Raw genomic sequence first — 26,834 nt, 5'->3', positions numbered from 1 at the left:
GAAGCATAATCAGGCGCATGTATGTGTTTGAAACTTGGGGGAGTTATGTTTAAGATTAGAAAAGTCTTGTTGGTCCTAATCGGGGGATTATTTGTCTTAGGATCGTATTTGTTATTTCAGGCGTCGCACATTCATTATTTGAGTGAAAGGGCAACGAAGCAAGCCCGCATAAATGCTGATTTTATGCCGTTTACGTTACCGAACGACATTAAGTCGGATAAAGAATATACTGAAATATTAGACTTGCTGCAGGAAACTAGTACAGAGCAAGACCTTAATTATGTGAAGGTCCAGCGATATGGTGGATTCCAACTTAATGAGTATCAAGAGATTGACTATGGCACCACCGAAGACCGCCTCACTTATCAGGTCGCGACAGTTAAGCCAAGTAAAGTGTGGACGTATTTCGACCAACCGGAGGCGAATGTTGAGCGTGAGTACCGTGATGATTTACCATTAAAAGGGTATTCAGCAACCATTGAACCTATGTCGGCGAATGTCTCTTATACCGGAAGACAGGGTGTCTTTTACGTTGAAACAACTAATGAAGAACAGTTTCAACAATTTATTCACGGCTTAGCAAGCAAATACAATCAGCATTTTAAAACACAATACGGTGTGCCGGCCTTTACGTACTCAGAAGATGACCTTGAATATCTACAAGATACGACGGTCGAAACGAATGAAGCGCACCAATACACTGGCATAGCCAGTATCTTGTTTGGCATATTATTGATTTTCGTTGTTTTGTACATTTTATTAAGTACAAAGTATATTGGTACCTACCGTTTAGCGGGTTTTTCAAGTTATCAAATGTTTTATCAGCTCTTTCAGACAACGTTCAGAAGAGTCTTGTTGTGTACCGTGTTATTAGGCATTGTGCTGCGGGTATTTGGACATCTTGTCATTTCAGTAAAAACGATTCTTCTGCTCATCAGCATTATTGGCTTGATGGTTATAGTGGGGACGGGTGTGATTGCACTCTTGAATCGTTTCTCATTAAGTAAGCAATTAAAAAATAAAAGTTATTTAAACTGGTCTTTTTACTTAGTGTATATCGTGAAGGGGATAGCGCTAGTGATGCTGTTTAGTATGTTAGTACCCATGTTTCAATATGTGTCATTAAAAGCAGAGTTGATGACGTCATCCGGGTATAAAGACGCAAAAATAGGCGCTGAATACGGCGTTTTAACCCCTCGTATTGTTGGGTATGAGATGACTAATCTAGATATCGATAAACACGATGAAACTAAAGCACGTGTCTATCAAAAGTTAAATGATAAGGGTGCTTTACTGTTTGACCAAGGATATCGAGAGGGGACAAATAGAAATAATGTGGCGAATGTAGAGGAAGTATTTGTGAACCCTAATTATTTACAGAAATTTCCGCTTAAAGACATGGCGGATAATTCCGTGGTCGTGTCTGATACATCAACACAGGTCACCCTATTAGTACCTAAGAATCGTGCAGATGAATTAGAAGATAGTGTTGGAGATGATGGTATCACTGAACGAAGGATAGTTTTAATGCCTGAGAATGCGACCTATTTTGATTTAAATCGTGGTGAATATCAGCCGATGCCCATCGTAAGCGTTGTAACTGAAAATAATGGGCTTCTTCTGAATATATTGACTGGGGACATTTATGATGGCTTGAAGATACCCCTAACAGGGACAGCTAAGGATACGTATCATGCAATTTATGACGATTTAGCAATCGGAAATTATGCCGATAAGTTTGTACAAATTGTGAGCTTGAATGATCTCGCCTTAGACGAGTTAAAAGCGGCAATCGGGAATTTGAAGAATGCATTAGTAACAAATGGCATCATGTTTATATTTATCTTAATGATGAATGTGTATGTCATCGTGCTTTATTATCGTAGTCATAATAAAGAACTCTACTATAAATATATGGCTGGTTATAGTGAAGTTAGATTATTTGCTAAATTGTTTGTCTTGATTGCGATGCAATACGTCGTTATGTTTGGTGTGTTGTTGACACAAAGCGCGTTTGATTTGACGTTACTAGTGGGGATGACGATTTTATGTCTATTTGAACTACTGACAGTTTTTGTGGTTGGTAAAATAATTAAAAGGCACTTACTGGGGGAGAAAATATGACATTTTCATCGATAAATAATGTGACACTACAACATGTGAGCAAGAAATTTGGCACGCATGAAGTCACCCAGGATCTCGATCTTATTTTCAAAAAAGGTGAAATTACAACTATTTTTGGACCAAGTGGTGCGGGTAAAAGCACATTGTTAAATATGATTGGGTTAGTGGATACACCAGATACTGGTGAAATTAAGATTTTTGGTGAAACAACGCCTAAGCTGCATAGTCGTGAAGCTAGACAATGGCGTAGAGAGAAAATAGACTATCTTTTTCAGAATTTTGGCTTGATTGACGATATGACCGTACAAGCGAATCTTGCGATTAATCAGGCGTACAAAAAGGGGACTAAAGCTGATAAAAAAGTCCAACAGGTACGCGCATTAACAGATGTTGGGTTAGGAAAAGCCTATTTAACGAAGAAAGTGTATGATTTATCCGGTGGAGAACAACAACGTGTTGCGATTGCTAAAACTATCTTAAAAGATCCAGAGATAATCTTGGCTGATGAACCCACTGGTTCGTTAGATGAACAAAACAAGAAAAATATCGTCGAACTATTAATTAACTTGAAGAATCAAAATAAAACATTGATTATTGTGTCACATGATAAGTATTTCGAACAAATCAGTGATCAAAATATCTACTTAAAGTAATTTAAAGCAGCACCTAAATATCTGTAAATGAAACAGATGTATAGGTGCTTTTTTACGTTCTGATTTAGGTGGTCAGGGTATCATAATTGGGGGGATTAATGACTTCGTGACGTTTTTTAGAATGCAGGCAAATATCTAGGCAGACTTTTAATTAATTTGCCTAGATTTTAATAGCATGTTATCTACATTTGGTGTTTAATAGACAATGACAATACGTTACAAGTGTAGTGGTTTACAAATAGGGATGTCGGGCGAATGGTCTAGGAACACCCCCTCATGCAGAACACGAAACAAATGTGAGGATAGGAAGGCCGTTAGGACGATGGGAAACAAAAGGCGATACATAACAGGATTAGATGGTATACGAACACTCGCCGTATTAGGTGTTATCTTATATCATCTATTTCCACAACAATTACCAGGTGGGTATTTAGGGGTCACAATATTCTTTGTTGTGTCAGGATACTTAATCACTGATCTATTAAATCAAGAATGGATTCAAACAGGGCGCATTGATATCGTTGGTTTTTATAAGCGCCGTTTACAAAGACTATATCCAGCACTAATCGTATTATTAGCAAGTGCATCGACATACATTGTACTGTTTCAACGAGACTTACTAACTAATTTACGTGAAATCATTATTAGTAGTGTGTTATATGTCAATAATTGGTGGCAAATCTCAAATGGTTTATCTTACTTTGATAAGTTTGGGACACCGTCACCATTTACACATATTTGGTCATTAGCCGTAGAAGCACAGTTTTATCTGATTTGGCCATTTGTTTGTTTGATATTCTATCGACAAGCACGTAGCGCTCGCCGCGCAAGTTGGTTTATTGCAGGATTAACGATTGTTTCTGCATTATGGATGGCATGGTTATACATTCCAGGCGCCGACCCAACACGGGTCTACTATGGAACAGATACGCGTGCATTTTCAATTCTAATTGGGTGTTGGTTAGCGTTTGTTTGGCCAAGTACATGGTTAGCTGAAAAGACAACGTTTGTTCGTCATTGGGGGATGAATCTACTTGGATTAGCTTCATTAGGCTACTTAGTATATGCGTTTATTACAATGGCATTTGATGATACATTTTTGTATCGTGGTGGTATGGTTCTGGTTAGTATTGCCGCCGCTGTATTGGTTGCGGCTGTGGTACATCCCGCAGGAGATATGAATAAAGTCATGACCAATCCAGTATTTTCTTGGGTTGGGACACGTAGTTACGGTATTTATCTTTACCAATCACCAGTGATGGTCTTCTATGAAGCGCAAGTGGGTAATGTAAATGACCATTTACTTATGAATGCGACGATTGAAATCGTGATTATTCTGATTCTGAGTGAACTATCATACCGTTTGTTTGAACGCCCATTACGTCGTATGTCGTGGGCCGGTATTAAGCAATATGGCCGCGATTTCTTTAGATTCAAAGCGTTACCATTTAAACGCATTAGCTTGTTCTTACTAATTGGATTATGTGGTATGACTGGCTATGCCTTAGCCAGTGAACCAAACCCAGTAGAAAAGAAACCTAATCAATTAGAAGAACATTTAAAAGAATCAAAAGAACGCGCTGATAAACAAGCACAAGAAACATCAGAACCCGCAACGGAACAAACAGAACCACAATATGATGAATTTGGTAATTTGATTCCACCAACAGAACCGGAAGACAAAACGGCTGGTGATGGTAAGTTTACTGAGACACAAAAATCCTTTATGGCATCATTACCTATGACAGCGATTGGTGATTCAATGGCACTAGATGCGTTACCAACGCTAGAAAAAACATTCCCGCAATTAACAATGAACGCGGATGTTGGACGCCAATTGTATGCAACAACACCTATTATTACGTCAATGCTCCAAACACAAGGTATTCAACAAAATGTTTTGATGATCTTAGGAACCAACGGTTCATTTACTGAAGAACAATTTGATGAAGTTATGGAACTCTTAGGTAATCGTCATGTGTACTGGGTTAACGTCCGTGTACCGACGGGACGTTGGCAAAACGACGTGAATAAGATGCTAACAAAGATGAGTAAGAAGTATCCAAATTTGACCATTGTGGACTGGTATAGCGTTAGTGATAACAAACCAGATTGGTTCTACGATGATCGTGTACATCCAAATGAAAAGGGACAAGTACACTTCGCAGATACAATCACTGAGTCAATTTTAAAACAAAATAATATCGCGTAATCCGTGGTATAACAGGCATTTGATTGAAATAATCAGATGCCTTTTTTGTTGTCTTTTGATTTTTTGTTGACAGTTCTTGGACACTTGTAATATGATTCTCTTGTCGAATAGTTCGATAATCGAAATAAAAAGGAGAAGCGATATGGAATTACAAGTCCAAGAGATTATGGACATCATTCCTAATCGATACCCAATTCTATATATTGACCGGGTACTCGATATGGTTCCGGACGAAAGTCTAGTTGCCATTAAGAATGTGACCGCTAATGAAGCGTTCTTTGCAAATCAACGTATCATGACAATGCCAAGTACATTGATCATCGAGACGATGGCACAAGCAGCGTCCATCTTGATTTTGTATTCGCCAACATTTGCCCATAAAACAGCCTATATGACTGGGGTGAATCAAGCAGACTTTCATCAGCCAGTAAAACCAGGTGATGTTCTCCATATGACCGTGAAATTTGGTACAATAAGAGAAAATATGGGTACCGTAATGGTAAACGTCACAGTTAATGGTCAATTAACAACGGAAGCAGAACTAATGTTTGTTGTTTCTGACCAACAAAGGTGAAGTAGAAATGGAGAGCATAATGGTGGAATCTGAGCGTGTCGCGTTTGAACAAATGAATAAGAGTTTGGTAGATGTCTTTAATAACGTGATGTGGATTGAAGAAGTATATCTTCAAGGATCAGAATTTCAAGATATTAGCTTGAAAGAAATGCATATTATTGCGGCGATTTCCATGTACGAATTTCCAAATGCAACAGAAATTGCGCGTTTGGTCCATTTGAAGCCAAGTGCGATGACAACAGCGTTGGATAAGTTAGTCAAAAAAGGCTACGTTGAGCGTCAACGTTCTGAAACAGACCGACGTGAAATCAAGCTAGGCTTAACACATCGTGGTCGTACCGTGTATCGTGCACATGAAGCATTTCATCGCGACCTAACACATTCATTGACGGATTCTCTTTCAAATGATCAAACACAAGTTATTGGTAAAGCAATTAGCCAACTTGAACAACACTTGCAAGGATTACACGCCACTATCAATGAATAGATGGAAAAATTAACAATTAATGCGACTGCACAAGCTGTACCTGAACGTATTGTGACAAATGATGAATTAGCACAGATGATGGATACATCAGATGAATGGATTCAAACTCGAACAGGGATTGAGCAACGACATGTGGTCACAACTGAAACAACGACCGACTTAGCGGTGCAAGTAGCGGAAGCGTTACTTGCGACTACCAATTGGGCAGCAACTGATTTGGATTTTATTATCGTTGCGACTATGTCGCCGGATACATTAACGCCAAGTGTCGCTGCCGGGGTACAAGGACGTATTGGCGCAACTCATGCCTTTGCACTAGATGTTGGCGCTGCGTGTGCAGGCTTTATCTACGGTTTAAGCATGGGAACAGCTTTACTACAAAGTCGTTACCAAAAAGGTATTGTGATTGGTGCTGAAACCTTGAGCCGTTTAGTTGATTGGCATGATCGCCGCACAGCAGTATTGTTTGGTGATGGTGCTGCTGGGGTAGCTATTTCAAATGTAACAGGGAATGGCCGTGTGTTAGCGGAACATCTTGTGAGCTTTGGGGAGAAAGGCGAGTATCTGACTGCCGGTCAGGTATCAACTGAAAGCCCGTTCACAAATGTTGACCCGGCGTTACCATTTACATTCCAAATGGATGGTCGCCAAGTATATAATTTTGCGACGACACAAGTTCCAAGTGCCATCTTATCTGCGGTGCAAAAAGCGCACATCAACTTGGATGATATCGATTATTTCGTTTGCCATCAAGCAAATGCACGAATCATTCAAAGTGTTGCACAAAAATTAGATCAACCCGTAGAAAAATTTCCGATGAATGTGGCCATGTATGGTAATACAAGTGCTGCAAGTGTTGGGATTCTACTTAATGAATTACAAACAACTGGTCGCTTAAAGACCGGACAAACGATTGTCCTAGCCGGTTTTGGTGGTGGACTAACAGTAGGTGCGATGGTTATTCGCATCTAAAAAAATTTAATACGATAGTTAATGACATATACTTTTTAAAAGATGAAATAAATGGAGATAAAACAATGACAAACGACATGATTTTTAACAAGGTACAAGCAATTTTGATGGAACAATTTGATTTGGAAGAAGCAGAAGTAACCCTAACAACAGATATGGCAAATGACATTGATGCAGATTCATTGGACCTATTTGAAGTGTTGAACCAAGTTGAAGATGAATTCGATATTCAATTAGCAGTTGCGGAAAACATCACAACGGTTGAAAGCCTAGTGCAAAAAATCGCTGAAGAATTAGCCGCTAACGCGTAATTAATGAGGTAATCACGATGCAAGTAGAACTAGACAATCCGTTATTTCAAAAATTAGGCATGCGTTATCCCATCATTCAAGGCGGAATGGCCTGGGCAGGAACTGGTCGTTTGGCTGGTGCTGTTTCTGAAGCGGGTGGTTTAGGCATTATTGGTACGGGATACTGGCGTGCTGAACAAGTACGTGCCGAAATTCATCGCGCACGTGAAGTGACTGATCGCCCATTCGGTGTGAACGTGATGCTGATGTCCCGCCATATTCGCGAAGTATTTGACGTCGTGATTGAAGAAGGTGTCCAAGTCGTTGCGACTGGGGCCGGGGATCCATCCCCCTTTTTGGAAGAGCTACATGAGCATGGCATCATCGTCATGCCGGTGGTACCGTCAGTTGGGTTAGCCCGCATGATGGAAAAGAAAGGTGTTGATGCAGTTGTGGCCGAAGGGGCTGAATCAGGTGGGCATATTGGTAGTCTATCAACTATGACACTTGTCCCACAGGTGGTGGATGCGGTCAATATTCCGGTCATTGCGGCTGGAGGGATTGCTGACGGTCGTGGTGCGGCAGCAGCAGTTGCTCTAGGTGCGAGTGGTATCCAGATGGGAACCCGTTTTTTGGCATCTGAAGAGTCTGAAATACACGAGACCTTTAAAAATGCGGTATTGAAAGCGAATGATATCGATACAGTTGTGACTGGTGAATTATTAGGTAATCGTGCCCGTGTGCTGAAAACAAAAATGGCAAAGCGTTTTATTAAGCAAGAGCGTTTTGAAATGTCAAAGCCTAAGCCAGATGCCCAAGCGATTGAAGACTTAGAAAATGGGTCACTTCGTCGTGCCGTAATTGACGGTAATAAAGATGAAGGTGCATTCATGGCCGGACAAATTTCTGGGATGATTCAGACCATTAAGCCCGTCAGTGCTATTTTGGCTGACACATGGTCTGAAGCAAGTGTTATTTTGACGAAGTATCAATTAAAGGATAAAACATGAAAACAGCAATCTTGTTAGGTGGCCAAGGTGCGGCGATGCCGACATTGGGAATTGACCTATATGAACATGAAGCTGCGTATCGCGCAGTGATTGATCGTGCGAGTGCCGTGTTAGGTTACGATCTGTATGCAACGGTCTTAAAAGACGAAGCAAAGTTACAAGAGACGGCCTATGCACAGCCAGCGATTTTTGCCCATGAAATGGGGATTTATGCCGTGGTGTCTGAATACATCCCCGAACCAGTTGCATTATTAGGCTTGAGTCTTGGAGAGTATACAGCCTTAACACTAGGTGGGGTCTTTGACTTTACAGATGCACTACGTTTATTGCAAAAGCGCGGACGTTACATGCAAATTGCAAGTGATGCGCAAGCAACGACGATGGTCGCTGTCCTTGGAAAAGAACAAGACATCATTTTAGCAGCAATCAAAAAGATGCAAGCTGATGATGTGGCCGTGTATTTAGCCAATCATAATACGCGCAAGCAAATTGTGGTGGGCGGTACGGTTGCATCATTAAAAATCTTTACTGATTATGTCGTGACACAAACGAAGGTCCGTTGTGTGCCGTTATCTGTCGCCGGTGCCTTTCACACACCATTTATGGGTGATGCGGCCTTGGCCTTACGAGATGAATTACACAGTGTGCCAAAAGCAAAGGGAACCATCCCCGTGTATTCAAATACAACGACGCAACCATTTGGTCAAGATATTGCGACCACATTAACCACACAAATGACGACACCAACTTTCTTTGCGGATGCCTTTATGCACTTAACGGCAGATACAGTGCCAGAACGCGTCATTGAAATTGGTGCGGATGGGACATTATTGAAATTCGCCCAACAAATGAATACGGATCTACAGGGCATCTCATTATTTGATTTAGCCACTGTACAAGCCTTTAAGGAGCAAGCACATGCAGATAGCTGATAAGACCGTCTTGGTGACGGGATCAACACGTGGTATTGGTTTAGCCATTGCCCAACGTCTTAGCCAAGCCGGGGCGCGAATTATTTTGCATGGCCGTCAGATGCCGAGCGCAACTTTACTCAGTCAATTTCCAGAAAACACGTTGGTTATGACGGGTGATATTTCTGACGCAACGCAAATGCAAAATGCGATTGATGATTTATATGCCAACGATGTCACCATTGATATCTTGGTGAATAATGCGGGGATTGTTGCGGACGGATTAATGGTCCGTTTACCAACAGATGCCATCGATCGTGTCATTGATACGAATCTAAAGGGAACATTCTATGTTACCCAACCGATTTTTAAGAAAATGATGCGCCAACGTACAGGAGTCATTATTAATATGGCCTCGGTAGTTGGACAAATGGGTAATGTGGGACAAGCAAATTATGCGGCAGCGAAAGCGGGGATGATTGGTTTCACTAAGTCGCTTGCCCGTGAAGGTGCGATGCGTGGTATTCGTGTGAATGCCATTGCGCCGGGGATGATTGTCTCTGATATGACGGATGCTTTGCCGGACGCCCAAAAAGAAACGTTATTGGCTGAAATTCCATTGAAGCGTTTTGGGACAACAACGGAAATTGCACAAGCAACCCAATTTTTAATTGAAAATGATTATATGACCGGACAAACAATCACGATTGATGGTGGATTACACATCTAAATCGTACAGGAGGTAAATGATGACACGAGTTGTTGTGACGGGAATGGGGGCATTAACCCCCTTAGGACATACAACTACTGACTATTTGGAAAATCTTTTCAATGGGATTAGTGGTTTAGCGCCAATTACAAAATTTGATGCAAGTGAAACAGGGATTACGGTCGCTGGTGAAGTCAAAGACTTTGATCCAAGTGAACGGGTTGGTAAACGTGAAGCGCGTAAAATGGACGTCTTTGCCCAATACGGTATTCATGCGACAGGTGAAGCCTTAGAACAAGCCCAATTAGATTTAACTGATGATGCCATTGATGCACGTCGTGTGGGTGTGATTATGGGAAATGGTATTGGTGGACTAACGACCATCGAAGACCAAGTCATTAAATTACATGATAAGGGGCCAGCCCGTGTGAGTCCGTTATTCGTGCCAAATGCGATTCCAAATATGCTATCGGGTAATATTTCGATTCGTTATGGGGCACAAGGTGTGAATTATGTCTTATCAACGGCTTGTGCATCCGCAACAAATGCCATCGGTGAAGCCTTTTGGCGTATAAAAGATGGGCGTGCCGATGTCATGATTACTGGTGGCGCAGAAGCAACGGTGAATGCGATGGGGATTTCAGGTTTCGCGGCACTAACTGCTTTATCAACCAGTACTGACCCAGCAGCGTCATCACGTCCTTTTGATGCCAATCGAGATGGTTTCGTGATGGGTGAAGGAGCGGGAACGTTAATCTTAGAATCGTTAGAACATGCGCAAGCCCGTGGTGCCCATATCTTAGCGGAAATCGTTGGATACGGGGCGAATTCAGATGCCTTTCATCTAACGAGTCCAACACCAGATGGTTCAGGACCAGCGGAAGCGATGCAATTAGCATTGGCTGATGCTAATGTACCTGCCCAAGCGATTGATTATATGAATGCACACGGTACAGGGACACATGCGAATGATTTGGCTGAATCAAATGCCTTGGTCCGAGTCTTTGGCCCACAAGGTGTCGCTGTATCTTCAACAAAGGGGATGACGGGACATCTATTGGGTGCTGCCGGTGCCATTGAAGCCATTGCAGCGATTGGGAGTTTATTGCGTGGTCAATATCCAGCTAATGTTGGTTTGACGACGAAAGACCCAGAAATCAATGATATTGATTTGATTACGGAAACCCAAGATGCACCAGATGTGCAATATACGATGTCTGCGAATTATGGCTTTGGTGGCCATAATGCCGCTTTGGTCTTTAAAAAATGGGAGGCTTAAATGGAATTGACATTAACTGACGTCGAACGCTTGATGCAACAATTTGAAGCAAGTGAACTACGTGAATTGCATTTGGAATCAGCGCCCGTTGTTTTAACGCTGAGTAAGAATGAATGGCATCACCAAGCAATGCCAACACCTGCACCAGTGGAACAAGGACCTACTGGAGACACAGTTTCGGCTATGCCTATGACTGGGGATGCAGTGACTGTGGCAGAGAGTGCGACTGATACTGACGCTATTAAAGCCGAGTTAGTCGGCACAGTGCATTTGCAGGCTAGTCCAGAAGCAGAACCTTTTGTTCAAGTGGGACAAAAAATTAAAGCCGGTGATCAGGTCGCCATTATTGAGGCGATGAAATTGATGACGCCCGTGATTAGCCCAGTCAGTGGAATCATTCAAACAATTAGTGTCGCAAATAATGATGTTGTCGCATATGATGATGTGTTATTTGAAGTGACACCTATGGAGGGATAAGATGATGAGTTTAGATGTACAAGAAATTCAAGAAATTTTACCACACCGCTATCCATTCTTAATGGTTGATCGTGTGACAGACCTAGTCCCCGGGGAAAAAGCCGTGGCACTAAAGAATGTGTCTATGAATGAAGAAGTCTTTCAAGGGCATTTTCCGGGAAATCCAACTTTTCCTGGTGTGATGATGTTAGAAGCTCTTGCGCAAACAGGTGCAATTGCGATTCTTTCATTGCCTGAATTTGCGGGTAAGACCGCTTATCTAGGTGGGATTAGTAAGGCCCGCTTCCGTCAACGTGTTGTACCAGGGGATCAATTGACATTAGAAGTGACCCTAACACGTATGCGCGGTACAGTTGGTGAAGGTAAAGGGATTGTATCAGTGAATGGTAAGAAAGCCACAACCGCTGACCTAACCTTTGTGATTGGAGAATAATCTATGTTTAAGAAAGTGTTGGTTGCGAACCGTGGAGAGATTGCAGTCCGCATTATTCGAACATTAAAAGAAATGGGTATTGCATCAGTTGCGATTTACTCAACGGCAGATGAACATGCTTTGCATGTGCAATTAGCGGATGAAGCCGTGGCAGTGGGTGGACCACAACCACAAGATAGTTACTTGAATATGCAAAATATTCTAAGTGCGGCGTTAATGACCGGATCTGAAGCCATTCATCCAGGTTATGGTTTTTTGGCCGAGAATGAATTGTTTGCGGAGATGGTCACATCAGTTGGTATTAAGTGGATTGGGCCTTCCGCAGAAGTGATTGCCTTAATGGGTAATAAAGCGAATGCTCGTGCAGCGATGCAAGATGCACAGGTGCCGGTTATTCCAGGTTCAACGGGAACAGTCGCAACCCCCGCTGATGCACAAGCAATTGCGGCAGAGATTGGGTACCCAGTCTTACTAAAAGCCGCTGCTGGTGGTGGTGGAAAAGGGATTCGCGTTGTGCAGACCGCAGACGCATTAACGGATGCCTTTTTAGCGGGTCAACGTGAAGCACAAGCCGCCTTTGGTGACGGCAGTATGTATGTTGAAAAAGTACTTACAAATGTCCGTCACATCGAAATGCAGGTGTGTCGTGATCAAGCTGGGCAGGCAGTCTATTTCCCAGAACGTAATTGTTCTTTGCAACGGCATAAGCAAAAGTTGATTGAAGAATCACCAGCAACGGGGATTACAACTGATATGAGACAGGAATTAGGACAAATTGCCCTAAATGCTGTTGAAGCGATTGACTATGAGAATACGGGAACATTAGAGTTCTTACAAGACGACACAGGCGCCTTCTATTTTTTGGAGATGAATACGCGTATTCAAGTCGAACACCCGGTAACTGAGTTAGTAACAGGGGTTGATTTGATTCGACTACAGATAGAAGTAGCCGCCGGCCAAGCCCTACCTATGACACAAGATGATATTCAAGTGCATGGGCATGCGATTGAAGTCCGAATCAATGCGGAACAACCTGAAAAAGGCTTTCGTCCCAGTGCTGGACCAATTGATACCTTGTATTTACCTACAGGGGGACCAAATGTTCGTTTTGATACCGCCCTGTATCCAGGTGATAAGGTGCAACCTTATTATGATGCGATGGTCCTTAAAGTATTAGCATGGGCACCAACACGCGAGTTAGCATTAATTCGTATGCGTCGTCTGTTGGACGAAGTCACGATTGGTGGCCTACAAACAAATGTTGCCTTTCAACGTTGGCTATTAGATGATCCCAAAGTACAGACGGGACAGTTTAACATTGCGTATGTGGAAGCAGACGTGATGCCGCGTTGGCAAGCAACTTTAACCTCATAACGGAATAAAAGGAAAGTGAGGCTTAGATCTTATGTTAGATTTCCTCAAGCGTTCAAAGAAAGTTGCTAAGGTAACACGTAATACCGACTTATATGATCAGATGCCAGCGCATTTGTTTGTGGATTGTCCGTACTGTAAGACGCGCTTATACGAAAAACAATTAGGGACACATAAAGTCTGTCCAGAATGCCAATATGGTTTTCGTTTAAATGCGTTTGAACGGATTGAACAAGTGACGGATACCTTTACTGAGATGGATGCACATGTGACCGGACCAGTGGTGGATTTTCCTGGGTACAGTGAGAAACGTCAGCAAGTCCAACAAAAGACTGGCCTACAAGAAGCGGTGGTCACGGGGATTGGTACAATCAAGCAAACAGAATTTGCGCTAGGCGTGATGGATACGCATTTTATTATGGGGTCACTCGGCCAAGGCGTAGGTGAAAAGATTACACGTCTATTTGAATATGCGACGGAACACGAGTTACCTGTTGTCTTGTTTACGGCATCAGGAGGTGCACGTATGCAGGAGGGTATCTTATCACTGATGCAGATGGCAAAAATTTCAGGTGCAATCAATAACCATGCCCGCGCAGGTCTATTCTACCTAGTGGTCTTAACTGACCCAACGATGGGTGGCGTAACGGCTTCATTTGCGATGGATGGGGATGTTATCTTGGCTGAACCACATGCAATGGTTGGTTTTGCAGGTCGTCGTGTGATTGAACAAACGATGCATGAGACCTTACCAGTTGATTTCCAACGCGCTGAAATGTTGCGGGCTGACGGACATATTGATGAGGTGATTGCCCGTGAGCAGTTACCAGATGTCATAAGTCGATTAATTACATTACATCAACCGTCGGAGGGCATGAAACGATGAAAGGGTTAAAAGAAACATTACTCCCAAGTAAGAAAGTCCTGACTGCCGCTGAAATTGTTTCTAAAGCACGTGAAGACCGATTTGATAGTCAAGATTTCTTTACACAAGTCTTTACTGACTTCATGGTCCTACATGGTGATCACCAGGGACATGAAGATAATAGTATCGTGGGTGGTTTAGGGTTATTAGGGGATATCCCAGTCACCGTCATTGCGACGCGTAAAGGAACTGACTTAGCGGAAAAGCTAAAGACCAATAATGGGTCACCGCAACCCGCTGGTTACCGTAAAGCCGTGCATTTAATGCGGCAGGCAGATAAATTTAATCGACCAGTCATTATGTTCGTGAATACACCTGGTGCATATCCAGGTAAAAGCGCAGAACAAATGGGACAAGGTGGTGCTATTGCAGAAGCCATCCGTACAAGCATGGATTTACGTGTGCCGGTGATTAGTGTTATCTATGGAGAAGGTGGTTCAGGTGGTGCCTTAGCATTAGCCGCCGCTAATCGCGTCTTAATGTTCGAATATGCGACATACTCAGTTTTAAGCCCAGAAGGATTTGCATCTATCTTATGGCGTGATGCCAATCGTTCAGATGAAGCAGCGACCATTATGGGACTGACAGCGACTGATTTACATAGTCAGGGCGTTATTGATCATATTGTGCCGGAAATGCGCCCAAAGAAGACCTTACGCTATCTAAAAGCATGGTTAACTGAAGAAGTGCAACAATTGCGGACATTATCGGGGGATGAACTCGTGGCGCATCGACAAGTCCGCTTTAGGAAGTTCTAATGGTGGAGATGTATTACTTTGAGCGTCTGTCATCAACCCAAGATGAAGCGCGCCAATTTATTATGCGCGAATCACCGCAGGATACGGTCATGATTGTGGCAAAGGAACAAACCAATGGTTATGGCCGCTTTAAGCGTCCTTTTTATTCACCACAGCACGGTCTATACCTCACGTTCATTGTGCCGGCGCAGATGATAACATGTACCTTACCACTAGTGACTCATGCTACGGCAGTGGCGGCCATTGAACGCATCGGTCAATTATCGACACAAGATGTCAAAATCAAGTGGGTAAATGACTTATATGTGGCTGACCGTAAAGTTGGCGGAATTCTTACTGAACAAATGCATACGCCTGATCAAGACTATCTGTTAATTGGTATCGGGATTAATATCCGACCACAAGACATTCCAGTAGCGTTATGCGATAAAATGGCGACCTTAGACTATCACGGACCGGAATTACCCGCAGGTTGGTTAGAACAGCTGGGGGATGGTATTATGCATACCTTGCAGTCTAGTGACGCGTGGATCATGACACAGTATCGTGAGCATTCAATGGTCATTGGCGCGCAGGTGAGTGCACAGGTCGGTCATGAGACGATTAATGGACAAGCAGTCGCGATTACCGATCAAGGCGGACTCGTGATTCAGACACATGATGAACAACGAACAATCTATACCGGTGAGCTGACGCGGCTGGTTTTGACAGGAGGCGTAGGGGGGGATGACAACTAAGTCATTAACATTAAGTGCTATTTTATTAAGTTTAGTATTAATTATGGCACCATTAACGATTCCTATTGGAATTGTACCGATTAGTCTACAGACATTTATAATCCCATTAGTTGTGGTATTGTTGCCGCGTAAGATGGGTGTTTTGTTAGTAGGTGCGTATCTATTACTAGGTGCTTTTGGATTACCTGTATTTTCTAATTTTCAAGGTGGCTTAGGTGTGTTATTTGGACCAACTGGAGGCTATTTAATTGGTTTATTTGCTTTTCCAATGATGTTAGGTAGTTGGTCAAAATCAAGTCAGCCTTGGTGGACTTTAGGCCGTTTCCTACTATGGAGTGGATTTATCCAATTAATTATTGGTGCGCTGTGGTTAGGAACATTTATGAACATGGATGGGTTGAAAACCTTACAAGTAGGTGTGATACCATTCATTTTCATCTTGTTGATTAAAACATTCTGTATTTTTTGGATAACAAAATTATTATTGGAGAAATACGATGTTGTCGGCGTTTATACGCCATAAATGAACATACGTTTATTTACATTCAGTTAAAAACCGGACATCTGCTGTATGAGATGTCCGGTTTTTTAATGTGTAGAGCTAGTATGATTTGGTGTTTGATTATGTGTACCAAAGAACAGATAAGTACATGAACAAGGCACCTAGCAAAACAAAGAAATGCCACACGACATGCATGTATTTGATTTTCGCCATACTGTAAAAGAAAGCTCCTACAGTGTATGAAACACCGCCACTAACAAGTAACCAAAACCCAACAGGGCTTAGAGCGTTATATAGCGGTACGATGGCGATTAAACATAGCCACCCCATAATAATATAAATGATTGTTGAGACATTTGATATTTTGGTGGTGCGACTTAGCGTCATTGATTTATAGACAATCCCAACAATGGCAAGTAACCAGATAACAATACATAGTCCCCAACCTAACCAACCACGAATGCTTAATAGACAGAAGGGTGTATAACTACCAGCGATTAATAAGTAAATGGAATCGTGGTCAAAGATTTGAAAGACTTTCTTAGCACGCGTGAAGATAAAACTATGAAAGAGGGTTGAACATAGAAATAGCAATAACATGGTCGTACCATAAATGCTGTAAGACACAATATGTATAGGTGAGTGAAGTTGAACGCCTTTGATAATTAATAGGCAAAGGCCAATGATACTTAAGATCACACCAATACCATGTGTAACCGCATTTAAGACTTCATTCGTAATACCATAACGCGTTAATTTAGTTTTTGAGTACATGTAAGTGTTCCTTTCGTATTACTCCTGTAAGTGTAGCACGTTTGAGTAATTTGTTAAGGGGGTGTAACATGTATTTTGAGTTAACTGAAAACCCAACATATGCTATAATTATGGAAATAAAACGTGATTGAAGGGGATTTAACGAGTCGTTATGAATGTAAAAAAGAAAATTTCAGCTCATATGCCTACTAAAAAGACGCAAAATACTAAATTAGTAAGTGTGATTGTGCCTGCATATAATTCAGGAGAATACTTAGAAAAAAACATTAAACTTGCGTTGAAGCAAACTTTGGCCAATATCGAAATCATCATTGTAAATGATGGTTCTACTGATAACACGGCAAAAATTGCCAAAAAATTAGCGCTATTTAATTCTCGTGTTCGTTTGGTGGACAAGGTTAATGGTGGGGTTTCTAGTGCACGTAATGCTGGTGTTGCAGCGGCCAAAGGAGAATACATCTTCTTCTTGGACCCGGATGACTACATGGATAATGATACGTTAGAGGTTCTATACAATTCATTAGAAACAAGTGGGTCTGATGTTGCGATTACGGGATATGATTTGATTTATGATGAAAAGCCCAAGCAACCAGGTGTGTGGATTCAAAAGTTGTTTTCACAATCAAAACAAAAATTTCGCGTAGAAGAATTTCCAGCAGTATTACAAGCGTCAACGCCATGGGGAAAGTTGATCCGCCATTCTTATTATCGTGAAGCTGATTTAGGCTTCATGGAAGGAATCGTCTACGAAGATCAACCATTTACAGCAACGCTATATTCACGTGCTAAGAATGGAATTGATATTATTGGTGCGCATAAAATGCACTGGGTACAATTGGACTCATCAATCTCTCATCAGACAACCGTTGACGATTTAAAATCACGTGTCGAAGCGGCGCGTTTAGCGCTAGAAATTTTAGGACAATTTGCACCTAAGGCTGTAGAGCCACGTTTAGTTCAAAATCTAAATAACGATCTACGTTATATCATGCGTCGTTACAATAAAGTCGATGATGAATATAACGCTTTGATTTTCTCAGAATTACCAAAGTTTTACCATTTACTTGACGACAAGACACAATTGGATGCAATTGTTGATGTTGCCTACCGTTTACTTGATAATGACGAGTATGAAGTGTTTGATCAGTTGTTGTTCGCAACAAATATTTCAAACCACAAATTGAAGTTAGTTAATGACCACGGGACACCAGTTGTTGATTGGTCAACGCTAGCTTACATTGACAATTTTTCTTCTGAAGGTCACGTCCTACATGAAATTTTCCAACCACGTATCGACATCGATAAATGGGAAATGACTAGTGAAGGGCCAAAAATCTCATTAAATGCGTTTATTACAAAGATTGATGCGCATGAATTCGACTATAAAGTACGTTTGAAGTTAGTGAAATTTGACGAAAAAACGGGTGAAGAATTTGAAACAGTTGCGGAATTAGACCCAATTGGTCAATATGATGCACCTTACACAATTCGTGAGCATAAAGAATGGTGGGCAGATTATTCACCTAATTTCTATGAATTCCAACTACCTGCAGTGTTTGATACATTTAACGAATGTATTAAATTAAAGGTGGAAATTTCAGCCGGAAACTTGTTCTTTGAAAAAGATGTCTCAGGACGCCGAAACAATGCTACTGGTCGCTGGGCGAACCTAACTTTGTCAGAAACGTCACAACTACGTATTAAGCACAGTACGGAATCAGGCAAGCAATTTTATTATTTGAAGTATGTGCCAATTGCCACATACTCAGTTGATAAAGTAGAGGGCCAACAATTAACGATGACTGTACATTCTGGTGCCCAACTTATTTCGGCATCTGTACATTCTAAAGTTCGCTTTAATCGCAAGAACGTTCGCGTTAAGTTGATTCCAGTAAGTGAATCAGATGAAAATAACGTATATCGTGTTGTTGTTAATATGAAAAAGTTACGACAAAACAAGTTGATTACTGATTACTTAACACCTTTACGTCATGATTTCCGTCTATCTTTTAAAAACCAAAACGGTAACCGTATTTTGGGATTCATTAAAGATGACAACCCAATTGTGTTAGCAGATATTAATACAGTTATCACAAATGTTGCACAAGGATCAGCTCGTTTCGTAGGAACTCGTGTCATTGAAGTTAAAAGTGCCCACATGGTTCCTGGTTTCTTGAAGATGCGTGTATTCGTACGTAATCATGGTCCACAAAGTTTTGGAACAACATTAAGCGTTAAGTCAGGGGATCTTACACGAACGATGCCTGTTACCTTAGTTCCTAATGAAGTTAACGAAATCGAATTGCCATTGAATCATGATGTATTTGGTGAAATGATGGCTCTACCATTGTTGCGTTTTAGTATTTCATTTAAAAACACATTGGGCCGCGATGAAAATGTTATCTATGATGAAGCATTCATTCGTACATTACCAGATAATGTCTATGACAACGGATATCAAATTAGTCGCTTAGAGTATAACTACTCAGCTAAGAAACTATATTTCCAATTGTTCAATAAATTGCACGATGATAACAAAGGTGGTTACGGTTGGGGTCGTATGATGACTAAGTACCAGAATTCTACGGCACCTGTTGATCCTAAGAAGATTTTATTCCGTACGTACTATGGTGAATCTGTGACTGATAATGCGGTCGCATTAACACATGAAATCTTACTAGACCCAGCTTTGTCTGATATCGAAATCTATTGGGCTGTACAAAACCCAAGTGTGGTTGTTCCTGAAGGGACACACCAAGTAATTATTAATTCTGATGAATGGTTTGATCTGTTAGCGACTGCTGGTACAGTAGTTGAAAATGTGCATCAAGTTGACTATATGGTGAAGAAGCCTGGACAGCGTATTGTCCAAGCGTTCCATGGATATCCATATAAGCAGATGGGGCGTGATTTCTTCTTGACTCATGGATTTGACATGTCACGTGTTAAGTCATTCCAACGTCGAGAAGCAGAATGGGACTACATTTTGTCACCAGCACCATATGCAACACCGCTATATCAACGTAATTTCAACTTCAAGGGTGAAATGCTAGAAGTTGGACATCCACGTAATGATATTTTGGTCGATCCAGAACGTGCGGCAGAACGCGAATTAATCAATAAGCGCGTTCGCGAACGCCTGAACATTCCGGCTGATAAGAAAATTGTTTTGTATGCACCAACTTTCCGTGACTATGCATCAGACAACGAATTTAAGTCAAACCGTGTTGATTTTGTTAGTTATGATGACTTAGCTAAGAAGCTGGGTGATGAATATGTATTGTTAATCCGTGGACATGCTATGAATCGTCGTGCGGGAAATACAGTATCAACTGCAAGTGGTATTGACGCAACAACTTATCCAGAAATTTTGGATTTGATTATTGCTTCCGATATGGCTGTACTTGATTATTCATCATTACGATTTGATTACGCCCAAACTGGGAAGCCAATGATTTTCTTTGTACCAGACTTAGATTTGTATGAAGAGACACGTGGTGGATTAATGCCATACTTACCAACGGCACCAGGATGGATTGTTAATTCTGAATCAGAATTAATTCAAGCCATCACACATTCTGATGATTATATGAACTTGTACGGTGACGCATGGCGTACTTTCCGTCGAGATTATACATCATTAGATGATGGACATGCAGGTAAGCGCATGATTGATAAATTATTTAAATAACAAATAGAAATAAGCCTGGATATCTAATATCCAGGCTTATTTTTTGTTTCTAAACTATTTGTGGTATGTAAAACGTTTAAATCAAAATTAGTTCTTTTGATACTGATACTAACAGTGTATATTCAGTGTAAAGGAGCATGATCATATGAAAAAAACAAAGCAACAAGAATTACTTTCACTATTTGATCAAGCGATTACAGATGTTGGCGTTGAAACGGAACTTGGTCAATTTTTAACATATAGTAAAGAACACGTCTTAGATAAAAGTTTCAAAGGTATTGAATTAATGGCATTTCCGGATCGTATATCACGAATTGTACGAAAGCATCAGATGGGAGTACCTATATCGGTGACACTATTGATGGCGGCTGTAAATAAGCGCAGTATTTTAAGTGGTTTTGGATTGGGTTTCTGGAAAATCTAGATATTTTAAGGAAGGGGTCACTTAATGAATAAGAATGATCTAGTACAGTATACCGATAAGTTGGTTGAATTGTATTTATTAGAGCTAGAAAACACATCATTTAGTTTGGGATATATTCGTGTAGTGAATGATACGTCTGTGTTATTTACAAGCATTAATGAGATGGGGCAATTTGATAGTTTAGAGGTATTTGATATAACGGTAATTAGAGACGTAAAACAAGATACACCTTATATTGATATGTTTACTAAACTGATTCAGTATAATAAAGATGTTGCTGCGTATGATATATACAATCTCGAAGCAGACTTAAAGTCTTTGGATGACGATATCATGTTAGATGCGCTTATAGATCACACAGTTGACTCCGGAAGACTATTAACAGTAATGCTAAATGATGAGCTAATTACGGGAAAAATATTGAGTCATGATGAAACAAAAGTAGAACTACTAGCATTTGATTTTAACGAGGCTGTCATAGTAGACCGCATTTACTTAGACAAGGGAGATATTGTCGGATTAGATATTGTTAGTGTGCAAAATCATTTAATAGACGAATATTTAAAGGCATAAGGCATATTGTACAGGACACCGAGGTATGTATCATCGTATAAAAAGTGGCCATTCCAGATAGAAAACATCTGTTATGGGCGCTTTTTATACATTTATTATGTTATCCCAAGGGTTCTTAGGTTACTATAACGAAACACATGTCTGGTTACGTAAATCAGACAATTTAACAGGTATCGGGTACAAATATGCGAAAGATAGTTAAAATAATGATTACACTCGGACTAGTAATCATGCTAGGGATAACCATTTATGGCAGTGTACGGAAAACTGGATCACATGATGTAAATGTGTCCCGGATAAAAAATGAGAACAAAAAAGAACCTCAGTTAGACGCGTTAACGTCAGAACACTTAAAAAATGATGAAACATTGATGGCCGCGGCAATTGTTTATTACGGGTATACGGAAGTTGGAAATGAGATTGCTAGGTGGAAAGAATTAACCAACGTGGATAAATTAGTAATTGAGAATCCAACTGATGGTAATCACTTTGTTTATGAACAAACTAAATCTGACCCTCGAAATTTAAGGCCAAATAATTTTAAAATACAGGGCAATCAAGTGGTATATGAGAGCTTCATTGTTCATTCGAACGGAACAATTATGCGAAAAGAAATGGATATTTCTACTATTTTAACGTATATAAATCAGACACAAGAGCGAATCAAAGCGGTGTATGAAGTGAGAGAGAAAATTAATTTAATCGAATAGCGTAAGATAAACTTGTCAGAAAAAGAACCTGCATTCAAGCATAGAACAGATAATTTTATTAAGAAACAACGTGACTATGAAGGGTAGCCGGATACTTGCTACAATGGTTGTTTAATCGAACACATTAGAACTGAGCGCTTAGACATTTAGATTAGATCAAGAAACGTTCTCCAAGGGTCAATTAAAAGACGTTGGTGGAGTTAAACAGCTTAGTAAGGACTGTGGAATGTCAGGATTTGATTCTTGAAATGGTAGAAACAAACGATATGCAGCCAAACGCTGGTTTAGAAGCAGATAAACATGAACGTTTGAATGTAATTTTAGATCAATTATCTCCTCGTGATGAATACGTATTACGCTTTAAATACTGGATTGGAGATAAGAATCCTATTCGTACAGATGAGGAACTTGCGACCATGTTCCAAATTTCAGCTACATCAATTGTTCCAATTGAAGAACGTTCATTGAAACAATTGAAGCATTATCCTGAAATTATTGGTTGGTTTTATAATGTATATACGAATGAGGCATGAGGGAATATCTTTGTTCTGACCCCATTTAGGAGTGATTACCTAGGTGTTTTTTGCATTCAACAGATAACATGGTATACTATGTGTAAGAAATGACATTGTTGGTTCCTACTAGCAATTCAAACCACTTAGCTTTCATCGGTTAAGTGGTTTTTTTGTTTTCTGATATACTGACGCATTTCGTTCCTGCAGGAGGCTACAAAATTATGAAAAAAATGATAACCATCATTTGTACAGGTATTGCGCTACCTATTGTGAGTGTAATAATCTGTATACTTGTTTATGCAAATTTCAGCCAATATTTTATGTATTATACGGTTCAAAAATATGGGGAAACCGATTATTATAACGTCTTAAATACAGATTTACGTACCACTACTACAAATAGTCTATCCGAGACTAGTGAATTTAAGTTAAGCGGGATAGGAACACGTCACCCAAGTAAGATCTTAGCATACAAAGTAGAAGCAAAAAATTCTTGGCGAGATGTTGAGGATATCACACTGCATGCAGATGCGTCATACGAGGTATACGATAAGAGTGGGATTTCGGCTTACTTTTATGATAAAAAAGAACCGCAAAATAAATATCGTTTTGTTCTTAGCCCTGATAATACATGGATAAAAGATCGTTATGAAAACGAAACTATTTCTAATGTCGAAAAAGATAAGACCTATAACTTATTTAAACAAGGAACGGATAATTATATTAAAGTACAACTTAATTATGAAGGAGAGCCTAAATCTTGGCGAAATCTGCAATGGTTGTTTAATCTAACCCATTAGGAATAGCGCAAAAACACTATACAGAAATGTATGGTGTTTTTCTTTACAGTTAATCGATGTATCACCACACACTATTTACACCTGGATTAATTACAATAAAATCCCAAGGGTCTCTAATACTGACTTAAGACACAAAGTAAAACATCATACACAAGCAATTAGTAAGCGTATTCATGACAGTTATCACACCAAAACAGATCCGACAGCTGGAACCGTATCGGTCATTGGGAATTAGATGGTGTCGAGTCACACAAATCAAATGGGACAGTCTTAACGTTTGTTGAACGTAAAACTCGCTATGACGCATGACTAAGAGGATATTTTCCTAAATAAAGGTACCGACTTCAATAAAGTCACTCAGCCAGAATGTACAAGCAATTAATAAGAGACCAACGCGTCTACCTCGTTATAAAAGTCGTCTCAGTGCGTTTGAGCGACACGTGAGATCAAAAAGCAAGTTAGAGCTAATATAGCTCAGATTGAATTTCATATTCGTGTTCAAATTTCTTGAAATTTGGTACGCTTATTTAAGTAGATACGAAAAAACCAAAAATATTTATGACAAAATCAAAAAACTCAAACACCGATATAATAGATGTTTGAGAGATGAAATGTGATTAAAATGCTCGTTAATAAATAAGATTAAAAACGTGTTATTTTACAAGTTGACAAATTCCCGACATAACGCAACTTTGTATAATATATATTATGTAAACTAGGGTGTTTGCGGCGTTTGCTTACTTAACTTTTAACAGTCATGAACCATGTTTTAAATTAATCGCATTTACACTGTTTAAGCACCTGATATGACGGTGTTTTTATTTTTGTCTTTTTTATTGAAAAAACTTGATGAATTAAGCCTATTTAAATAAACCTACTCATTTTTGTTAAAAATTCTAGGCTTTCGTAACTCGTTAGATTATGTGAATTGCTATAAAGATTTAGACTATTCGGTATCTGTCTTTGTATTTTACGTGTCTCTCAAACGCACTGAGACGACTTTTAAACCGATGTAGACGCATTGGTCTCTTATTAATTGCTGTTACGGCGTCTGAGATATCCTCTTGTGTCACGTCTTTAAAGTTAGTACCTTTAGGAAAATATTCTCTAAGTAAGGCATTAAAGTTTTCGTTCGATCCACGTTCATATGGTGCATATGCATGCGCGTAATAATATTTGATATTGTAGTCCTTAAAGCATTGTTGTGTAGATGCTGCAATAAATTCTGAACCGCGATCACAGGTAATTGATTTTACGTAGTCTTGGTAACGACTCATAAATGTATCAATACCCAGACGAATATCATCAGCGTGTTTGCTAGCTACTTTAATTGCAGCTGCGTATCTGCTTTTACGTTCAACAAATGTCAGCAACAATGTACTAGATTTCTTTGACTCAACACCATCTAATTCCCAATGCCCAAACCTGCTACGTTCACCAATATGATCAGGTCTATTTTCAATCGTATGTTCTTTGATAGTACGTCGTTTCTCACCAGATTTCGTGCGTAAACTTGCCCAGGTACGTTGACTCATAGCGCGTTTATGTCGTTTTCCTTTATGTCTTAAATCGGTGTTTCTGACGCCTTTAATTCTACCTTGGTTAATCCAACGGTAAATAGTGTCAACACAGACGCCAAGTCTAGGCGTTGACTGGACAATTTGTTCAGGTGACCATTTATCGTTTACAATTTTATCTCTTATGTATTCAGAACGTCGCTTAGTTAATTTTGTTGTCACACCTTCTTTTCTTGGTCGCTCTTTACGTACTATGGACAACCACTCGGCACGCCGTGCATCATATAACCGCGCTTTCATTTTATTGGGCCAGTGTTCTGAAACTGATCTATCTATTTCGATGGATATAATTGCTCGACTAACCCCTAATTGGTTGGCAATTGTACTAAAATTTTCACCCATCTTTATAAATGTTTCGATTCTAACTCTATCTTCGAATGTTAAACGTTTAGCCATCTTCTATTTCCTACCTCATGTTATAAATCTTTTGGGTTTCAACACCAATTGATAATATTACCAATTAAATAGTTTTGAGTACACAAATGGTCTATATGATTTTTTGAATAGATAGAAATACAGAATAATACTTGGGCGGTCTTAGCATGAGTTGTTAATGGAATATAAAGTATAATGTACGTTATACTTTATATTTAGATGTACGTTATACTTTATATTTAGATGTACGATAAACACCTATACATCAGTGTTTAAAAACTATTTTAAATAACGTTTTTCTAGAACTTTTAACTAACGTATCGTTTATGAAATGCTTTGAAATTTGCGTTATATGACCTTTTAAGTGAAATTTTATGTGTTTTTGAAAAGTTCGTGGAAGTTGATTGTTTGCACTAAAGACTTAATGTATCTGAATTGGTCTATCCTAGCGAAAGTGCCAGTTGAGGGTTACATCGGATTAAATGTAACTATAAAAAAACACCATACAATTAAGTACAGTGTTCTAAAAACCTATTTTTTTACGTCATGTTGCCAAAAGAAATCTAATTTTGACATATTTACCTTTTCTACAACAATGTCACGACATACAATATTCATATACATAATTGATAAATCCAGTGAAACGTTCATCAATCCTTTGACCTCGTCATTATGTGAAACCGTGATGTCTTGTCCAAAATATCCCAATTGACCGCCTCGCATATTTTTAACTTCATGAAATGGTTCCCATGTACCTTTACTTTCAAAGAAAGCAGATCGCCAATTAACATCTGTTTGATAATCAACTTTGTAACAAGATAAAAAGCTTATTTTCCAGCAGGTTTCTTCATCACTTTCTATATAAATATAGAGTTCGTCGCCAAAATATTGTGTTTGAACATCTAGAATTGGCATGTCCCAATATTTAGTAGCATCAATCTGATTTTGCAGTAATTCGAGGTTTTTCATAA

General features: G+C 39.9%; 27 protein-coding genes. 24 read left to right on the top strand and 3 right to left on the bottom strand.

Annotated elements, in window-relative coordinates; genetic code table 11:
- The first annotated feature begins 45 nt into the window (after positions 1–45).
- The 18 genes from WS08_RS03185 (at position 46) to WS08_RS03100 (ending at position 16,445) form a co-directional block, all read left to right on the top strand.
- The gene (locus WS08_RS03185) at positions 46–2,124 is read left to right on the top strand and encodes a bacteriocin-associated integral membrane protein (RefSeq protein WP_009765328.1); all 2,079 of its coding nucleotides are present in this window, start codon (positions 46–48) and stop codon (positions 2,122–2,124) included.
- Positions 2,121–2,777: an ATP-binding cassette domain-containing protein gene (locus WS08_RS03180; protein ID WP_051747843.1), complete on the top strand. Its 657-nt coding sequence runs from the start codon at positions 2,121–2,123 to the stop codon at positions 2,775–2,777. Before WS08_RS03185 ends, WS08_RS03180 begins: the two co-directional genes overlap by 4 nt.
- A gap of 322 nt (positions 2,778–3,099) precedes the next feature.
- Positions 3,100–4,989 carry an acyltransferase family protein gene (locus tag WS08_RS03175; protein WP_009765330.1) on the top strand — a complete coding sequence of 630 codons (1,890 nt, stop codon included), beginning with the start codon at positions 3,100–3,102 and terminating at the stop codon, positions 4,987–4,989.
- Between the two features lie 142 nt (positions 4,990–5,131).
- Positions 5,132–5,563 (top strand): 3-hydroxyacyl-ACP dehydratase FabZ, encoded by a 432-nt coding sequence (gene fabZ / locus WS08_RS03170; RefSeq protein ID WP_009765331.1) that lies wholly within the window; start codon positions 5,132–5,134, stop codon positions 5,561–5,563.
- Between the two features lie 19 nt (positions 5,564–5,582).
- Positions 5,583–6,050, top strand: a complete 468-nt coding sequence (locus WS08_RS03165) for a MarR family winged helix-turn-helix transcriptional regulator (protein WP_009765332.1) — start codon at positions 5,583–5,585, stop codon at positions 6,048–6,050.
- A complete protein-coding gene (locus WS08_RS03160; RefSeq protein WP_009765333.1) occupies positions 6,051–7,022 on the top strand; it encodes a beta-ketoacyl-ACP synthase III in 972 nt (323 codons plus the stop codon).
- A 65-nt stretch (positions 7,023–7,087) separates the two neighbouring features.
- Positions 7,088–7,333 (top strand): acyl carrier protein, encoded by a 246-nt coding sequence (locus WS08_RS03155; protein ID WP_009765334.1) that lies wholly within the window; start codon positions 7,088–7,090, stop codon positions 7,331–7,333.
- 17 nt (positions 7,334–7,350) lie between these two features.
- On the top strand, positions 7,351–8,322 hold the full coding sequence (locus WS08_RS03150; RefSeq protein WP_009765335.1) for a DUF561 domain-containing protein: 972 nt from the start codon (positions 7,351–7,353) through the stop codon (positions 8,320–8,322).
- Positions 8,319–9,254 (top strand): ACP S-malonyltransferase, encoded by a 936-nt coding sequence (locus WS08_RS03145; protein WP_009765336.1) that lies wholly within the window; start codon positions 8,319–8,321, stop codon positions 9,252–9,254. Before WS08_RS03150 ends, WS08_RS03145 begins: the two co-directional genes overlap by 4 nt.
- Entirely contained in the window at positions 9,241–9,963 is a 723-nt protein-coding gene (fabG, locus tag WS08_RS03140) for a 3-oxoacyl-ACP reductase FabG (RefSeq protein ID WP_009765337.1), read from the top strand. Before WS08_RS03145 ends, fabG begins: the two co-directional genes overlap by 14 nt.
- A 19-nt stretch (positions 9,964–9,982) precedes the next feature.
- On the top strand, positions 9,983–11,221 hold the full coding sequence (gene fabF, locus WS08_RS03135; RefSeq protein WP_009765338.1) for a beta-ketoacyl-ACP synthase II: 1,239 nt from the start codon (positions 9,983–9,985) through the stop codon (positions 11,219–11,221).
- The gene (locus WS08_RS03130) at positions 11,222–11,698 is read left to right on the top strand and encodes an acetyl-CoA carboxylase biotin carboxyl carrier protein (protein ID WP_009765339.1); all 477 of its coding nucleotides are present in this window, start codon (positions 11,222–11,224) and stop codon (positions 11,696–11,698) included. It begins immediately after the preceding gene.
- Position 11,699: 1 nt separating this feature from the next.
- Positions 11,700–12,131 (top strand): 3-hydroxyacyl-ACP dehydratase FabZ, encoded by a 432-nt coding sequence (fabZ, locus tag WS08_RS03125; RefSeq protein WP_009765340.1) that lies wholly within the window; start codon positions 11,700–11,702, stop codon positions 12,129–12,131.
- A 3-nt stretch (positions 12,132–12,134) separates the two neighbouring features.
- Positions 12,135–13,505: an acetyl-CoA carboxylase biotin carboxylase subunit gene (locus tag WS08_RS03120; protein WP_009765341.1), complete on the top strand. Its 1,371-nt coding sequence runs from the start codon at positions 12,135–12,137 to the stop codon at positions 13,503–13,505.
- Positions 13,506–13,536: 31 nt separating this feature from the next.
- A complete protein-coding gene (locus tag WS08_RS03115) occupies positions 13,537–14,388 on the top strand; it encodes an acetyl-CoA carboxylase carboxyltransferase subunit beta (RefSeq protein ID WP_009765342.1) in 852 nt (283 codons plus the stop codon).
- A complete protein-coding gene (gene accA, locus WS08_RS03110) occupies positions 14,385–15,185 on the top strand; it encodes a carboxyltransferase subunit alpha (protein ID WP_009765343.1) in 801 nt (266 codons plus the stop codon). The genes WS08_RS03115 and accA overlap by 4 nt, the downstream gene beginning before the upstream one ends.
- Positions 15,185–15,922, top strand: a complete 738-nt coding sequence (locus WS08_RS03105) for a biotin--[acetyl-CoA-carboxylase] ligase (RefSeq protein WP_009765344.1) — start codon at positions 15,185–15,187, stop codon at positions 15,920–15,922. The genes accA and WS08_RS03105 overlap by 1 nt, the downstream gene beginning before the upstream one ends.
- Positions 15,912–16,445 (top strand): biotin transporter BioY, encoded by a 534-nt coding sequence (locus WS08_RS03100; protein WP_009765345.1) that lies wholly within the window; start codon positions 15,912–15,914, stop codon positions 16,443–16,445. The genes WS08_RS03105 and WS08_RS03100 overlap by 11 nt, the downstream gene beginning before the upstream one ends.
- Before the next feature lie 99 nt (positions 16,446–16,544).
- Here WS08_RS03100 and trhA read toward each other — a convergent pair whose 3' ends face one another.
- Positions 16,545–17,198: a PAQR family membrane homeostasis protein TrhA gene (trhA, locus tag WS08_RS03095; protein WP_009765346.1), complete on the bottom strand. Its 654-nt coding sequence runs from the start codon at positions 17,196–17,198 to the stop codon at positions 16,545–16,547.
- Between the two features lie 151 nt (positions 17,199–17,349).
- Here trhA and WS08_RS03090 point away from each other — a divergent pair, with 151 nt between their 5' ends.
- The 6 genes from WS08_RS03090 (at position 17,350) to WS08_RS03065 (ending at position 23,911) form a co-directional block, all read left to right on the top strand.
- Positions 17,350–20,889: a bifunctional glycosyltransferase/CDP-glycerol:glycerophosphate glycerophosphotransferase gene (locus tag WS08_RS03090; RefSeq protein WP_009765347.1), complete on the top strand. Its 3,540-nt coding sequence runs from the start codon at positions 17,350–17,352 to the stop codon at positions 20,887–20,889.
- A 145-nt stretch (positions 20,890–21,034) separates the two neighbouring features.
- Positions 21,035–21,313: a hypothetical protein gene (locus WS08_RS03085; protein WP_009765348.1), complete on the top strand. Its 279-nt coding sequence runs from the start codon at positions 21,035–21,037 to the stop codon at positions 21,311–21,313.
- Positions 21,314–21,337: 24 nt separating this feature from the next.
- A complete protein-coding gene (locus tag WS08_RS03080; protein WP_009765349.1) occupies positions 21,338–21,886 on the top strand; it encodes a hypothetical protein in 549 nt (182 codons plus the stop codon).
- Between the two features lie 206 nt (positions 21,887–22,092).
- Positions 22,093–22,596: a hypothetical protein gene (locus WS08_RS03075; RefSeq protein WP_009765350.1), complete on the top strand. Its 504-nt coding sequence runs from the start codon at positions 22,093–22,095 to the stop codon at positions 22,594–22,596.
- Positions 22,597–22,844: 248 nt separating this feature from the next.
- Entirely contained in the window at positions 22,845–23,129 is a 285-nt protein-coding gene (locus WS08_RS03070; protein ID WP_009765351.1) for a sigma-70 family RNA polymerase sigma factor, read from the top strand.
- Positions 23,130–23,332: 203 nt separating this feature from the next.
- Positions 23,333–23,911, top strand: coding sequence for a hypothetical protein (locus tag WS08_RS03065; RefSeq protein WP_009765352.1), 579 nt, complete (start codon positions 23,333–23,335; stop codon positions 23,909–23,911).
- A gap of 941 nt (positions 23,912–24,852) precedes the next feature.
- Here WS08_RS03065 and WS08_RS03060 read toward each other — a convergent pair.
- Both WS08_RS03060 and WS08_RS03055 read right to left on the bottom strand, forming a co-directional pair.
- Positions 24,853–25,884, bottom strand: a complete 1,032-nt coding sequence (locus tag WS08_RS03060) for an IS30 family transposase (protein WP_009765353.1) — start codon at positions 25,882–25,884, stop codon at positions 24,853–24,855.
- Between the two features lie 510 nt (positions 25,885–26,394).
- The gene (locus WS08_RS03055) at positions 26,395–26,832 is read right to left on the bottom strand and encodes a hypothetical protein (RefSeq protein WP_009765354.1); all 438 of its coding nucleotides are present in this window, start codon (positions 26,830–26,832) and stop codon (positions 26,395–26,397) included.
- Between the last annotated feature and the right edge of the window lie 2 nt (positions 26,833–26,834).

It is taken from the genome of Weissella tructae (genome assembly GCF_000732905.1).
GTDB lineage: Bacteria > Bacillota > Bacilli > Lactobacillales > Lactobacillaceae > Weissella > Weissella tructae.
Note: the sequence above shows the minus strand (reverse complement) of the source record. Positions and strands in the feature narration are given on the sequence as shown.

What these genes read in the sequence shown, in the direction of transcription:
- WS08_RS03185 (WP_009765328.1), top strand. Translation starts at nt 46, where the DNA reads ATGTTTAAGATTAGAAAAGTCTTGTTGGTCCTAATCGGGGGATTATTT.
- WS08_RS03180 (WP_051747843.1), top strand. Translation starts at nt 2,121, where the DNA reads ATGACATTTTCATCGATAAATAATGTGACACTACAACATGTGAGCAAG.
- WS08_RS03175 (WP_009765330.1), top strand. Translation starts at nt 3,100, where the DNA reads ATGGGAAACAAAAGGCGATACATAACAGGATTAGATGGTATACGAACA.
- fabZ (WP_009765331.1), top strand. Translation starts at nt 5,132, where the DNA reads ATGGAATTACAAGTCCAAGAGATTATGGACATCATTCCTAATCGATAC.
- WS08_RS03165 (WP_009765332.1), top strand. Translation starts at nt 5,583, where the DNA reads ATGGTGGAATCTGAGCGTGTCGCGTTTGAACAAATGAATAAGAGTTTG.
- WS08_RS03160 (WP_009765333.1), top strand. Translation starts at nt 6,051, where the DNA reads ATGGAAAAATTAACAATTAATGCGACTGCACAAGCTGTACCTGAACGT.
- WS08_RS03155 (WP_009765334.1), top strand. Translation starts at nt 7,088, where the DNA reads ATGACAAACGACATGATTTTTAACAAGGTACAAGCAATTTTGATGGAA.
- WS08_RS03150 (WP_009765335.1), top strand. Translation starts at nt 7,351, where the DNA reads ATGCAAGTAGAACTAGACAATCCGTTATTTCAAAAATTAGGCATGCGT.
- WS08_RS03145 (WP_009765336.1), top strand. Translation starts at nt 8,319, where the DNA reads ATGAAAACAGCAATCTTGTTAGGTGGCCAAGGTGCGGCGATGCCGACA.
- fabG (WP_009765337.1), top strand. Translation starts at nt 9,241, where the DNA reads ATGCAGATAGCTGATAAGACCGTCTTGGTGACGGGATCAACACGTGGT.
- fabF (WP_009765338.1), top strand. Translation starts at nt 9,983, where the DNA reads ATGACACGAGTTGTTGTGACGGGAATGGGGGCATTAACCCCCTTAGGA.
- WS08_RS03130 (WP_009765339.1), top strand. Translation starts at nt 11,222, where the DNA reads ATGGAATTGACATTAACTGACGTCGAACGCTTGATGCAACAATTTGAA.
- fabZ (WP_009765340.1), top strand. Translation starts at nt 11,700, where the DNA reads ATGATGAGTTTAGATGTACAAGAAATTCAAGAAATTTTACCACACCGC.
- WS08_RS03120 (WP_009765341.1), top strand. Translation starts at nt 12,135, where the DNA reads ATGTTTAAGAAAGTGTTGGTTGCGAACCGTGGAGAGATTGCAGTCCGC.
- WS08_RS03115 (WP_009765342.1), top strand. Translation starts at nt 13,537, where the DNA reads ATGTTAGATTTCCTCAAGCGTTCAAAGAAAGTTGCTAAGGTAACACGT.
- accA (WP_009765343.1), top strand. Translation starts at nt 14,385, where the DNA reads ATGAAAGGGTTAAAAGAAACATTACTCCCAAGTAAGAAAGTCCTGACT.
- WS08_RS03105 (WP_009765344.1), top strand. Translation starts at nt 15,185, where the DNA reads ATGGTGGAGATGTATTACTTTGAGCGTCTGTCATCAACCCAAGATGAA.
- WS08_RS03100 (WP_009765345.1), top strand. Translation starts at nt 15,912, where the DNA reads ATGACAACTAAGTCATTAACATTAAGTGCTATTTTATTAAGTTTAGTA.
- trhA (WP_009765346.1), bottom strand. Translation starts at nt 17,198, where the DNA reads ATGTACTCAAAAACTAAATTAACGCGTTATGGTATTACGAATGAAGTC.
- WS08_RS03090 (WP_009765347.1), top strand. Translation starts at nt 17,350, where the DNA reads ATGAATGTAAAAAAGAAAATTTCAGCTCATATGCCTACTAAAAAGACG.
- WS08_RS03085 (WP_009765348.1), top strand. Translation starts at nt 21,035, where the DNA reads ATGAAAAAAACAAAGCAACAAGAATTACTTTCACTATTTGATCAAGCG.
- WS08_RS03080 (WP_009765349.1), top strand. Translation starts at nt 21,338, where the DNA reads ATGAATAAGAATGATCTAGTACAGTATACCGATAAGTTGGTTGAATTG.
- WS08_RS03075 (WP_009765350.1), top strand. Translation starts at nt 22,093, where the DNA reads ATGATTACACTCGGACTAGTAATCATGCTAGGGATAACCATTTATGGC.
- WS08_RS03070 (WP_009765351.1), top strand. Translation starts at nt 22,845, where the DNA reads ATGGTAGAAACAAACGATATGCAGCCAAACGCTGGTTTAGAAGCAGAT.
- WS08_RS03065 (WP_009765352.1), top strand. Translation starts at nt 23,333, where the DNA reads ATGAAAAAAATGATAACCATCATTTGTACAGGTATTGCGCTACCTATT.
- WS08_RS03060 (WP_009765353.1), bottom strand. Translation starts at nt 25,884, where the DNA reads ATGGCTAAACGTTTAACATTCGAAGATAGAGTTAGAATCGAAACATTT.
- WS08_RS03055 (WP_009765354.1), bottom strand. Translation starts at nt 26,832, where the DNA reads ATGAAAAACCTCGAATTACTGCAAAATCAGATTGATGCTACTAAATAT.